Genomic DNA, 12,434 nt, shown 5'->3' with positions numbered 1-12,434 from the left:
GTCAACAAGATGATAAGCGCATCACGGATCGGTGATCGGGCTGCGCGAAGCCCGGAGTTTGAAGGGCCCGTTGCTCCATGCCAAACGAAGAGATGATGACGCCGAAGGTTCCCGCCACGCCGCTTCCGAAGGCGGAGGAACAGCTCTGTTTCGCGATCTATTCCGCGGGGCATGCCTTCACCCGCCTCTATCGTGCGGTACTCGCCGAACTCGGTCTGACCTACCCGCAATATCTCGTCATGCTTGTCCTATGGGATCATGACGGCGGGACGGTGAAGGAGATCGGGGAGCGATTGATGCTCGATTCCGGCACGCTGACGCCGCTGCTCAAGCGACTGGAGGTCGCTGGTCTGGTCCGTCGGGAGCGCAGCCGCGAGGATGAGCGGCAGGTCCGGCTGAACCTGACCGAAGCAGGGCGGGCGCTCAGCGAGAAGGCTCGGCTCGTGCCTGAAAGGATGGCCTGCGCGATCGGTGGCTCGGCGGAGCGGGTCGCTGCGCTGACCGAAGATCTGCACGCGCTGCGCCAGGCGCTGCTCAAGGCTGCCGGCGGACCCGCGTAAAGCCGGTCCGCCATTTTTCATCGAGGTCGCCCGGTCGAGATGCCGCAGGCGGGCGCTTGTGCGTGCCGGATTTCCGAGAAAACGCCCGCGCTTACGGATGCTTAACCTTAACAGGCTGTGATGCGAACCAGGGCCGGCGTCACTGCGTCGGCGAATGCGATTCCATTGACGCCCATATTTGCCCATGCTATCCCAAATCATCCCGTCGAAGCCGGCAGGCAGAACGCAGAACAAGGTCCGTGTGCCGCGCGGATCTTGCGTCTCGATCCTGCTGTGCCTGCTTCGATGGGAGGCCTCGAACCCGCCGCCGAGGCGCTGCTACGCGCCGGTGGGGAGCGAGCCGGGAGGCGGCATTGACGGACCGCTTCGTCTCGAATTTCACCAATCGGCTGGATGCCAAGGGGCGCGTTTCGATCCCTGCGAGCTTTCGCGCCGTCCTGGCGAAGGACGGCTACGAAGGGCTCTACGTCCATCCCTCGCTCGATCTGGAAGCGCTCGATGCCGGCGGACACGCGCTGCGAGCGACGATCGACGACATTCTCTCTCGCTTTTCCCCCTTCTCGGACGAGTGGGAATCTCTCTCGACAGCGCTGAACGGCACCTCGGAGGTGCTGAAGGTCGATCCGGAAGGGCGTATCATGCTCAGCGAGACCCTGAGGGCGCATGCCGGCATCGCCGATGCGGTGACCTTCGTGGGCCACGGCCACAAGTTTCAGCTCTGGGAGCCGGCTCGCTTCCAGGCGCATCTGGAGGCGGCGCGCAGCCGCTTGCGCGACGTCAAGCGCACGCTGGGTTCGCACATGACCATGACACCGGGAGCGACAGGGGTATGACGGGGCACGGCAGCCGGGATCACGGGGCCGCTGGTGGGTCGACCCGACATGTTCCGGTCCTCATGGCGGAAGCCCTCGACGCGCTCGCGATCAGGCCGGGCGGACGCTATCTCGACGGCACCTTCGGGGCCGGCGGTTATTCTCGCGAGCTGCTGGCGCGAGAGCCGAATGTGACCCTGCTCGCGCTTGACCGCGACCCGACGGCAATCACCGGTGGGGCAGGGCTGGTTGCCGAAGCGAACGGGCGGCTGACCTTGTCGCAGGCCTGCTTTGGAGATCTCGCCAAGGAAGCCCGGCTGTTCAAGATGATCCCGCTGGACGGCGTCGTGCTCGATATCGGCGTCTCCTCGATGCAGATCGACGAGGCGGAGCGCGGTTTCTCCTTTCGCTTCGATGGCCCGCTCGACATGCGCATGGGCCGGGATGGGCAGAGCGCCGCCGACCTCGTCAATGAGGCGGAGGAGGGACTGCTCGCCAATATTTTCTATCACTACGGCGAGGAGCGTCGTTCGCGAGGCGTCGCACGCGCGATCGTCGAGGCTCGGCGCAAGGCACCGCTGACGACGACGAAGCAACTGGCTGAACTCGTGGCCAGCATCGTCTGGGTTGAGCCCGGCGGTGCGCATCCGGCGACCCGCGTATTCCAGGCCTTGCGCATCGCGGTCAATGACGAGCTCGGCGAATTGGTGCGGGCCCTGCACGCGGCCGAAGAGGCGCTGGGCGAGGGCGGACGCCTGGCTGTCGTGACCTTTCATTCGCTCGAGGACCGCATCGTCAAGCAGTTCCTGGCGACCCGCTCTGGGCGTGCACCGGCGGCTTCGCGCCATGCGCCGGCCACGACAGCGCCTGTCGCGACCTTCTCGCTGGTGACCAGGGGAGCCGTCGCGCCTTCCGAGGAGGAGATGCGGAGTAATCCGCGGGCTCGTTCCGCCAAGTTGCGTGCAGCGCAGCGCACTGCCGCTCCGGCTCGCGCGCCGGAGCCCGAGCTCACTGCGCTTGCAGGCGTGCCGTCACCGCAGCCTCGCCGGAGATCCTAGGGATGATCAAGCTCCTGCATGTGGTTGCGATCTGCGCTCTGGTCTCCTCGGCGCTCTATGCCTACACGATCAAATACGAGACGACGCTCGAATCCGAGCAGTTGCAAAAGCTCAAGGCCAAGGCGCAGCGCGAGCGCGATGCGATCGCCGTGCTCAAGGCGGAATGGCAGTTCCTGAACCGGCCCGATCGGTTGCAGACACTGAGCGAGCGCCATCTCGACCTCCAGCCATTCTCGGTGACGCAGGTCGTGCGCGCCTCGGATATCCCGAACCGCGGTCCGAAGGTGGATTCCATCGGCCGCAAGCTTGAGGATCTCGGCCTCGGTCTGCCGACCGAAACACCGAGGGATCGCAAGACGAGTGGCGTCACCACGCCGGGAGCCCGCCCATGACCGAGCCGAAGCTCTCTGCGACCGACCACCAGCGTCCGGACGATATCGAGGAGGGGCAGCCGGTGCCGCGCGGGCGGCTGCATTTCCTGCGCGATGTCTTCCGGATGAGCGGCGAGAAGAGCCAGCCGCGCGTCGGTCTCGTGATCCTGGGCTTCTCCGCCCTGTTCCTGGCCATTACCGGCCGTCTGGTGATGCTCGCCACCTTGCCGAACGAGCAGGTCGGTCTGCGCCGCGCGACCTCCAACGCGATCTCGGCCGCACGGCCAGATATCGTCGACCGCAACGGAACCGTTCTCGCGACTGACATCAGGACCGTCTCGGTCTTCGCCGAGCCGCGCAAGATCCTCGACAAGGACGAGGCAACCGAGCTGCTGACTGCCGTCCTGCCTGATCTCGATGCAAAGGATCTGCGCGACCGGCTCGGCACCAAGCGCGGCTTCATCTGGGTCAAGCGCGAGATCACGCCGCGCCAGCAAGCCGAGGTTCATCGCCTCGGCATTCCCGGCGTCGGCTTCGTGCCCGAGAACAAGCGCGTCTACCCGAATGGGCCGGCGGCGGCGCATGTGCTCGGCTTTGCCAATGTCGACAATGTCGGCATTGCGGGAATGGAGAAATATATCGACTCGCAGGGGCTGCAGGATCTGAACGGCGCCGGTCTCGCAACCCAGGCGTCGGATCTCAAGCCCGTGGCCCTGTCGATCGACCTGCGCGTGCAGCACCTGCTGCGCGACGAGTTGGTCAAGGGCATGGAGAAGTACCGGGCCATTGCGGCGGCCGGTGCGATCATGGATGTGACGACAGGCGAGATGATCGCCTCGGTGTCCCTGCCCGACTATGACCCGAGCAACCCGGTCGATGCGCAGGAGAAGGACCGTATCAACCGGATCAATGTCGGCGTCTACGAAATGGGCTCGACCTTCAAGGCGCTGACGGTTGCGATGGCGCTGGACTCCGGCAAGGCAAACATCAACTCCACCTATTCGACTGCAGGCGGCATGATGCGCTTCGGCCGCCATGTCATTCGCGAGTACCATGGCACGGGCCGAACACTGACCGTGCCGGAGGTGTTCGTGCATTCGTCGAATATGGGCTCGGTCAAGATGGCGCTGTCCGTCGGCGTGGAAGGCCACAAGGCCTTCCTGCGCAAGATGGCCCAGCTCGATCGCATGCGGACCGAGTTGCCCGAGAGCGCCGAGCCGCTCATCCCGCCGCGCTGGGGCGAGCTCAACACCGCGACCATCGCCTTCGGTCACGGCCTCGCGGTTGCGCCGATCCAGGCCCTGGCTGCTGTCGGGGCGCTGGTCAATGGCGGCAACCTGATCACTCCGACGTTCATCAAGCGCTCGGAGGAGGACGCCAAGCGCCTCGGGGTTCGCGTCATCAAGCCGGAAACCTCGGAGGCGATGCGCTACATCATGCGCATCAATGGCGAGCGTGGCTCAGCCCGCAAGGCGGACGTCCCGGGCTATTTCGTCGGCGGCAAGACCGGCACGGCCGAAAAGGTCATCGGTGGGCGCTACGCCAAGAACCGCAACTTCACGACCTTCATGGCGATCGTGCCGGCAGACAAGCCGCGCTATCTCTTCCTCTCGATCTATGACGAGCCCAAGGGCTATGCCGAGAGCGGGGGCTATTCGACCGCCGCCTGGAATGCCGGTATCACGACCGGCAAGGTCATCGAACGCGCCGCGCCGATCCTCGGCTTGCCGCCGCGTTTCGAACCGCCGGTCGCCCCGTTCCCGCTGATGGCGAAGCTCGGCGCCTGGGGAACGCGCTGAAGCAACGAAACTGACAGGCGAGATCATGGGCAGCAGCGAATTCAGTCTCGGTGAACTTTTCCCCGGGGCATTCGCCGAAGGTGCGTCCCGCCGTGTCGGCGGGGTCGCGATGGACAGCCGCAAGGTCAAGCCGGGGGACGTCTTCGTCGCCTATGCCGGCGCCAGGACAGACGGCGCACGCTTCGTTGCAGATGCCGTTGCGCGCGGTGCTGCCGCCATCGTCACGGATCATGCGCGTCCAGCAGAGCTCGACCCCTCGGTGGCCTTCGCGCGTGTCGACGACCCGCGCCGGGCTCTGGCGCTTGCGGCTGCGCGGGTGCATCCGCGCCAGCCCGGTACGATCGTGGCGGTAACCGGGACCAGCGGCAAATCCTCGGTTGCCGACTTCACCCGACAGATCTTCTCGGCATTGGGCCATGAAGCAGCCAGCCTCGGCACGATCGGCGTCGTGACGTCGCGGGGCGCTGATTACGGCTCTCTGACCACGCCGGACCCGATTTCGCTGCACGCCTCGCTCGACAAGCTCGCAGGGGAAGGCATCAGTCATCTCGCGATGGAAGCGTCCTCTCACGGGCTCGACCAGCGCCGCCTGGACGGAGTGAGATTGAAGGCTGGCGCCTTCCTCAATCTCGGGCACGACCATCTCGATTATCATCCGAGCGTGGCGGACTATCTCGCAGCCAAGCTCAGGCTCTGGGAGCTTCTGCCCGAGGGAGCGCCGGTCGTGATCAACCGCGACGAGCCTTACGCCGGCGAGGCAGCCCAGGCCGCGCTCGCCAAGGGGCATCCGATCATCGGCATCGGCAAGGCGGGTGAAACGCTGACCCTGCTCGGCGCAGCGCGCGAAGGCTTTTTGCAACGGCTCAGGATTCGGGTGAAGCAGCGCGAGCTCGAGGTCGTGCTGCCCCTGGTCGGCGACTTCATGGCCGGCAATGCGCTGGTCGCCGCAGGCCTGGCCATCGCAACGGGGGAAAACGAAGACGCTTCACTCCAGGCGATCGCGGGGCTGCGTGGCGTGGCCGGACGGCTCGAGCGTGTCGGAGAGATCAATGGTGGTCTCGTCGTCGTCGATTACGCCCATAAGCCGGATGCGCTGGCGGCGGTGCTCGCGACCTTGCGGCCCTATGCGCCCGGCCGGCTGATCTGCGTTTTCGGCTGCGGCGGCGATCGTGATCGCGGCAAGCGTCCGATCATGGGTCGTATCGCGGCCGAGTGCTCCGATATCGCGATCGTCACCGACGACAACCCACGCAGCGAGAGCCCCGCTGCAATCCGCGCCGAGATCCTCGCGGCTGCTCCGGGGCTGCGCGAGATCGGCGACAGGGCCGAGGCCATTCGCACCGCCGTCGGCCTGATCGCTCCCGGGGATCTCCTCGTGGTGGCGGGAAAAGGCCATGAAACCGGCCAGATCATAGGCGATCGGACCCTGCCTTTTTCCGATCACGACGTGGTGCGGACGGCCATCGCGGAGATCGAAGCATGAGCGGCATGCCTTTGTGGTCGGGAGAGCGCCTGATCGGCGCCATGGGAGCCAGGCTGCGCGGCGAGATGCCGGCCGCTGTGACCGGCGCTTCGATCGATACCCGGACGCTGCAGCCCGGCGACGTCTTCTTCGCGATCAAGGGCGGGGAACGCGACGGACATGAGTTCGTCGAGGCCGCCCTGGCAAAGGGGGCGGCGCTTGCCGTCATCGATGAAGCTCATGCCGCGAGCTTTATCGGGGCAGGGCCCTGCGCCGTTGTCTCCGACGTGCTGCACGCGATGGAATTGGCCGGCATGGCTCGCCGGGCCGAACTCACGGCCGCGGTCATCGCGGTGACCGGCTCGGTCGGCAAGACCGGCACCAAGGAGGCGTTGCGACTTGTCCTGTCCCGTCAGGGCGAGACCCATGCTCCGGTCGCCTCCTACAACAATCACTGGGGTGTGCCGCTGACGCTGACCCGCACGCCGGCTTCCGTGCGCTATGGCGTCTATGAGATCGGCATGAGCAATCCGGGCGAGATCCTGCCACTCGCCAGGATGGTTTCGCCGGACGTCGCGATCGTCACGACGGTCCAGCCCGTCCATCTCGCCGCCTTCGAGTCGGTCGAGGGGATTGCGGAGGAGAAGGCTGCGATCTTCACAGGGCTGAAGCCGGGCGGCACTGCTATCGTCAATGCCGACATCGCTCAGGCCGCGCTGCTGAGGCGCCTGGCCGAAGAGAGCCCTGCCGGGCGGATCATCAGCTTCGGCGAGAGTGCCGATGCCGATGTCAGGCTCCTGTCCTGCTCGCTCAAGCCGGATGTCTCGACGGTGGATGCAGTGGTGCTCGGCAAGCCTGTGACCTACCGGCTCGGCAGCCCGGGCAAGCATATCGTGCTGAATTCGCTCGCGGTTCTCGCTGCGGTCGAGGCTGTCGGCGCTGATCTGGCACTGGCGGTGCTCGCACTCGGCGACCTTACGCCGCCTGCCGGTCGTGGCGCACGCCAGATGCTGAGCACGCCATCGGGCCCGTTCACGCTGATCGACGAGAGCTATAACGGCAACCCGGCTTCGGTCCGGGCCGCAATCGAGAACCTGGGTCGCATTCCCGTGACGGGACGAGGCCGCCGCGTCGCGGTGCTGGGCGACATGCGGGAACTCGGCCCGAGCGCTCCGCAGCTGCACGCGGGGCTCGCGGACCCCATCACCGGAAACGCGATCGACCGGGTTTTTGCCTGTGGGCCGCTGATGCGCGGACTTTACGACATCTTGCCATCGGGCATGCGCGGTGCTTATGCGGCGCAGTCGAGCGAGCTTGCGCCGCTTGTCCTGGACGCCATCCGGGCCGGGGACGTCGTCACCGTCAAGGGGTCGCTCGGCTCCCATATGGGCTTGGTCGTCAAGGCCATCGCCGCCCGGTTTCCTGCCGTGCCTGCCGACGACTGAGACAAGAGGAACATAGCCGATGCTCGTCTGGCTTGCCGACTTCGCCGGGGCCTTCCCGATTCTGAACGTGTTCCGCTACATCACGTTCCGCGCCGGTGGCGCCACCGCGACGGCGCTGCTTTTCGTCTTTTTCTTCGGGCCTGCTGCGATTTCCTGGCTGCGGATCAAGCAGGGCAAGGGCCAGCCGATCCGGACCGACGGTCCGGAGACGCATCTTGCCAAGCGCGGGACGCCGACCATGGGCGGCCTGATGATCCTGTCGGGACTGTTCGCCGCGGTCCTGCTCTGGGGCAATCTGCGCAACTCCTATGTCTGGATCGTGCTTGCGGTGACCGCTGCCTATGGCGCCATCGGCTTCTATGACGACTATCTCAAGGTCACGAAGCAGTCCCATAAGGGCTTCTCCGGCAAGGCGCGGCTTTCGATCGAGGTCGTGATCGCACTCATCGCCTGCTACTTCATCATGCGGCTTGGCCCGCCGGCGATTTCATCCGGCTTCGCGATGCCGTTCCTTAAGGAACTGGTCATTCCGCTCGGCCTGCTCTTCCCCTTCGTGACCGCCTTCGTCGTGGTCGGAGCCGGCAATGCGGTGAATCTCACCGACGGCCTCGACGGGCTCGCGATCGTGCCCGTGATGATCGCCGCCGCGACATTCGGCTTCATCTCCTATCTCGCCGGCAACGCGATCTTCGCCAATTACCTGCAGATCCACCATGTGCCGGGCGCCGGCGAACTTGCCGTGATCTGCGGCGCCGTGATCGGCGCCGGCTTGGGCTTCCTCTGGTTCAACGCGCCGCCGGCCCAGATCTTCATGGGGGATACCGGCTCGCTCGGCCTCGGCGGCCTGCTTGGCGTGATCGCGGTTGCGACCAAGCATGAGATCGTGCTGGCGATCGTCGGCGGCCTCTTCGTGGTCGAGGCGCTCTCGGTCATCATCCAGGTCTTCGTCTTCAAGCGCACGGGCAAGCGGGTCTTCCTGATGGCGCCGATCCATCACCATTTCGAGAAACTGGGCTGGACCGAGCCGCAGGTCGTGATCCGCTTCTGGATCATTTCCGTCGTGTTGGCTCTGGTCGGTCTCGCCACGCTGAAGCTGCGCTGATCATGACGCCGGTGACCGTATTTGCTGGCCGCAAGGTCGCGTTGTTCGGCCTTGGCGGCTCGGGGCTGGCGACGGCGCGCGCCTTGATCGCGGGCGGTGCCGAGGTCGCGGCCTGGGACGACAAGACCGAAAGCCGTGACAAGGCGGCGGGCGAGGGCATCGGCATCGTCGATCTCGCAACGGCCGACTGGGCGGATTTCGCGAGCTTCATCCTCTCGCCGGGCGTGCCTCTGACCCATCCGCAGCCGCATTGGACGGTCGGAAAGGCGCAAGGCGCCGGCGTCGAGATCATCGGCGATATCGAACTCTTCTTCCGTGAGCGGGCGACGATCGCCCCCGATGCGCCTGTGATCTGCATCACCGGCACCAACGGCAAGTCGACCACGACCGCACTGATCAGCCATGTGCTGCACCAGGCCGGCCGGGACGTGCAGATGGGCGGCAATATCGGCACTGCGGTTCTCGCCCTCGAGCCGCCCGCCGCGCGGCGTGTCCATGTCATCGAGTGCTCGACCTTCCAGATCGACCTGACTCCGTCGCTGGCGCCAAGCGTCGGAATCCAGATGAACCTGACGCCGGATCATCTCGACCGGCATGGCACGCTGGAGGCCTACGCCGCGATCAAGGAACGCATGGTCGAAGCCGCCGACATTGCCATCGTCGGCGTCGATGACGAGGCCTCCAAGCAGATGGCGCGCCGGCGCGCCGCTTCCGGGCGCCCGCTGGTCAAGATCAGCGGAGAGCAGCCGCTCGACGAGGGCGTCTTCGCCGGCGTCACCGCCAATGCCGGCAAGCTCGATACCCGCATCGTCGAAGTCCGCGACGGCAAGCCGCGCGTGGTCGCCAATCTCGCCGGCATCGGCTCGTTGCGAGGCTCGCACAATGCGCAGAACGCGGCGGCTGCCTTTGCCGCCTGCGTGGCGGTCGGCCTCTCCGCCGAGGAGGTCGCTGCCGGCTTCAAGACCTATCCCGGGCTCGCACACCGCATGGAGGAGATCGGCCGTGTCGGCCGCGTCGTCTTCATCAACGATTCCAAGGCGACCAATGCGGATTCCACCGAGAAGGCGCTGACCTCGTTCCGCGACATCTTCTGGATCCTCGGCGGCAAGGCCAAGGAGGGCGGTATCGAGAGCCTGAGGCGCTACTTCCCGAACATCGCGAGGGCCTATCTGATCGGCGCGGCAACGGATGCCTTCGCCGCGACCTTCGATGACGATGGCCGAGTGGATTATCTCCGCAGCGGCACGCTCGATGATGCGGTCGCCGCGGCCGCCAGCGACGCGGCGACGCATCCGGGGGAGGCCGAGCTTGCCGTTCTGCTCTCGCCGGCCTGCGCGTCCTACGATCAGTACCCGAATTTCGAGGTGCGGGGCGATGCGTTCCGCGCACTCGTGAAGGCACTGCCGGGCTTCAAGGCAGGTTGAAAACGGGCGTTCGCATCAAGTCGGAATCAATCGGTTAACCAATCGTTGCCAATGTGATTCGCTGAAACGGGCGGCTGAATTTCGCCCGTCTGGTTGATGGAGCCAGAGCATGGTCTCACGCGCGGAACCCAGTCTCAGCGGTCGCTGGTGGTGGTCGATCGACCGCATCATCCTGTCGACCCTGGTGACGCTGATGGTCTCCGGTGTCGTGCTGCTGATGGCGGGCGGGCCGCCGGTGGCCGAGCGGCTCGGTCTTTCGACCTTCCACTTCGTCAACCGACAGGTGTTCTACCTGCTGGCTGCCTTTGCCATCTTCCTCGCGGCCTCGTTCCTGACGCCCCGGCAGGTCCGGCGCGCGGCGCTTTTGATTTATGTGGTCGCGCTCGCGATGGTGGTGGCGACGCTGTATTTCGGCGTGGAGGTGAAGGGCGCGCGTCGCTGGCTGACGCTCGGCCCGCTCGGCTCCGTCCAGCCGTCTGAATTCCTGAAGCCTGCATTCGTCGTGCTCGCTGCCTGGGCCTTTTCGGAGGGCATGCGCCGGCCGGACCTGCCGGGTACGCTGATGGCGTTCGCGCTGTTGCCGCTGACGATCACGCCTCTGGTCCTGCAGCCGGATTTCGGCCAGACGGTGCTGGTCAGCCTCGTCTGGGGCGGGCTGTTCTTCGTTGCCGGCCTGCACTGGTTCTGGGTGGCGGGTCTCGGTGGCGCCGGCATGTTCGGCCTGCTCATCGCCTATCAGCTCGTTCCACATGTGCGCGCCCGCATCGAGCGCTTCATGGACAAAGGCTCTGGCGACACCTTCCAGGTCGATACCGCGCTCGAGAGCTTTGCTCAGGGCGGCTGGCTCGGCAAAGGGCCGGGCGAGGGCACCGTGAAGCGCATCCTGCCCGACGCGCATACCGATTTCATCTTCGCCGTGACGGCGGAGGAGTTCGGCATCGTCGTCTGTATCCTGCTGGTGGCACTCTTCGCCTTGATCGTGCTGCGCGCACTCTTCGTGGCCCAGAAGGCAGAGGATCCCTTCATCCGTCTCGCGGTGACGGGGCTGGCGCTGCTGTTCGGCATCCAGGCTGCGATCAACATGATGGTCAACCTGCACATGATGCCGGCCAAGGGCATGACCTTGCCGTTCATTTCCTATGGTGGCTCCTCGCTGCTCTCGCTCGCGCTGGGTACAGGCTTCCTGCTGGCCCTGACCCGCAAACGCCCGCGTGCCGAGGGCTTTGGTGAATTCGGGCGTTGACGGACATGGCACAGCGTCCGCTCGTCGTTCTCGCCGCAGGTGGCACCGGCGGCCACCTCTTTCCCGCCGAGGCGCTGAGCCACGCGCTGCACCGCCATGACGTGCGCGTCGCGCTCGTCACCGACGCGCGCGCGGTCGAGTATGCCGGTGGCTTCCCGGCCGAGTCCGTTCACCCGGTCCCGGCGGCGACGCCGTCCGGTCGCTCGCCGCTCAAGATGGCGGGCGCGGCGCTCGAGCTGATGAAGGGCGTCCTCGTCGCGCGTCGCGTCATCAAGACGCTGCACCCTGCGGTCGTTGTCGGCTTCGGCGGTTATCCGACAGTTCCGCCGGTGCTCGCCGCCTCATTCGCCGGCGTTAAAACGATGGTGCATGAGCAGAACGCCGTCATCGGCCGCGCCAATCGCTTCCTGTGTGGTCGGGTCGACATCATTGCGACGGGCTTTGCCGAGGTCGGTGGCCTCGATGCCGCTCGCGCCGCAAAATGCAGGCAGGTCGGCAATCCCGTTCGCCCCGCGGTCATTGCCGCCGTCTCTCCCTATGCCGATCCGTCGACAGGGCCGCTGAGGCTGCTCGTTTTCGGGGGCAGCCAGGGCGCCCGGATCATGGCCGATATCGTGCCGCCGGCGATTCAACTGCTGACGCCTGCGGAACGAGGCCGTCTCCACATCGTGCAGCAGGCCCGCGCGGAGGATGGCGAGCGCGTCAGGCGGATCTATTCCGAACTCGGCGTCGCAGCCGAGATCGCGCCCTTCTTCAAGGACCTGCCGACGCGCATGGGTGCAGCGCATCTCGTGATCGGCCGGGCGGGCGCCTCGACCGTCGCCGAGCTCACCGTGATCGGGCGGCCGTCGCTGCTGGTGCCCTTGCCGGGCTCGCTCGATCAGGACCAGGCCGCCAATGCCGCGGTGCTCGAGCGGGCGGGCGGCACCATCCGCATCCTGCAGCCGGAATTCACGCCGCGCCGGCTGGCGGGCGAGCTCTCGGCCCTGATCGCAGACCCGTCGCGCTTGACTGCCATGGCCGACAGCGCCAAGAGCGCGGGAATTCCCGATGCGGCCGACCGGCTTGCCCGCCTGGTTCTGCAGGTCGCAGGGATCACGTTCTGAGGCATGTCTTGACGGAAAGCTCGTTCCCACCTTTTCGCGACATGCCGTAATC

11 protein-coding genes are annotated in these 12,434 nt (G+C 66.2%); all 11 read left to right on the top strand.

The window, feature by feature from the left end; genetic code table 11:
• Nucleotides 1-95: 95 nt before the first annotated feature.
• The 11 genes from AC1DGP_RS04780 (at nucleotide 96) to murG (ending at nucleotide 12,382) form a co-directional block, all read left to right on the top strand.
• Nucleotides 96-560 carry a MarR family winged helix-turn-helix transcriptional regulator gene (locus AC1DGP_RS04780; RefSeq protein ID WP_476831860.1) on the top strand — a complete coding sequence of 155 codons (465 nt, stop codon included), beginning with the start codon at nucleotides 96-98 and terminating at the stop codon, nucleotides 558-560.
• Between the two features lie 353 nt (nucleotides 561-913).
• Nucleotides 914-1,393: a division/cell wall cluster transcriptional repressor MraZ gene (locus tag AC1DGP_RS04775; protein WP_441489322.1), complete on the top strand. Its 480-nt coding sequence runs from the start codon at nucleotides 914-916 to the stop codon at nucleotides 1,391-1,393.
• On the top strand, nucleotides 1,390-2,430 hold the full coding sequence (gene rsmH, locus AC1DGP_RS04770; RefSeq protein ID WP_441505330.1) for a 16S rRNA (cytosine(1402)-N(4))-methyltransferase RsmH: 1,041 nt from the start codon (nucleotides 1,390-1,392) through the stop codon (nucleotides 2,428-2,430). The genes AC1DGP_RS04775 and rsmH overlap by 4 nt, the downstream gene beginning before the upstream one ends.
• Before the next feature lie 2 nt (nucleotides 2,431-2,432).
• The gene (gene ftsL, locus AC1DGP_RS04765) at nucleotides 2,433-2,822 is read left to right on the top strand and encodes a cell division protein FtsL (protein WP_113513791.1); all 390 of its coding nucleotides are present in this window, start codon (nucleotides 2,433-2,435) and stop codon (nucleotides 2,820-2,822) included.
• The gene (locus AC1DGP_RS04760; RefSeq protein ID WP_113513789.1) at nucleotides 2,819-4,600 is read left to right on the top strand and encodes a peptidoglycan D,D-transpeptidase FtsI family protein; all 1,782 of its coding nucleotides are present in this window, start codon (nucleotides 2,819-2,821) and stop codon (nucleotides 4,598-4,600) included. Before ftsL ends, AC1DGP_RS04760 begins: the two co-directional genes overlap by 4 nt.
• 25 nt (nucleotides 4,601-4,625) lie before the next feature.
• Nucleotides 4,626-6,083 (top strand): UDP-N-acetylmuramoyl-L-alanyl-D-glutamate--2,6-diaminopimelate ligase, encoded by a 1,458-nt coding sequence (locus AC1DGP_RS04755; RefSeq protein ID WP_441505331.1) that lies wholly within the window; start codon nucleotides 4,626-4,628, stop codon nucleotides 6,081-6,083.
• Nucleotides 6,080-7,507, top strand: coding sequence for a UDP-N-acetylmuramoylalanyl-D-glutamyl-2,6-diaminopimelate--D-alanyl-D-alanine ligase (locus tag AC1DGP_RS04750; RefSeq protein ID WP_441505332.1), 1,428 nt, complete (start codon nucleotides 6,080-6,082; stop codon nucleotides 7,505-7,507). The genes AC1DGP_RS04755 and AC1DGP_RS04750 overlap by 4 nt, the downstream gene beginning before the upstream one ends.
• Nucleotides 7,508-7,526: 19 nt before the next feature.
• The gene (gene mraY, locus AC1DGP_RS04745; RefSeq protein WP_069879816.1) at nucleotides 7,527-8,609 is read left to right on the top strand and encodes a phospho-N-acetylmuramoyl-pentapeptide-transferase; all 1,083 of its coding nucleotides are present in this window, start codon (nucleotides 7,527-7,529) and stop codon (nucleotides 8,607-8,609) included.
• Between the two features lie 2 nt (nucleotides 8,610-8,611).
• Nucleotides 8,612-10,033: a UDP-N-acetylmuramoyl-L-alanine--D-glutamate ligase gene (murD, locus tag AC1DGP_RS04740; RefSeq protein WP_441505333.1), complete on the top strand. Its 1,422-nt coding sequence runs from the start codon at nucleotides 8,612-8,614 to the stop codon at nucleotides 10,031-10,033.
• A 109-nt stretch (nucleotides 10,034-10,142) separates the two neighbouring features.
• Nucleotides 10,143-11,276: an FtsW/RodA/SpoVE family cell cycle protein gene (locus AC1DGP_RS04735; protein ID WP_441489315.1), complete on the top strand. Its 1,134-nt coding sequence runs from the start codon at nucleotides 10,143-10,145 to the stop codon at nucleotides 11,274-11,276.
• 5 nt (nucleotides 11,277-11,281) lie between these two features.
• A complete protein-coding gene (gene murG, locus AC1DGP_RS04730; protein ID WP_476831781.1) occupies nucleotides 11,282-12,382 on the top strand; it encodes an undecaprenyldiphospho-muramoylpentapeptide beta-N-acetylglucosaminyltransferase in 1,101 nt (366 codons plus the stop codon).
• The last annotated feature ends 52 nt before the right edge of the window (nucleotides 12,383-12,434 follow it).

Source organism: Allobosea sp. 05T433, assembly GCF_056396065.1.
The sequence above is the reverse complement of the archived record's forward strand: the minus strand, read 5'-3'. Positions and strand labels throughout refer to the sequence as shown.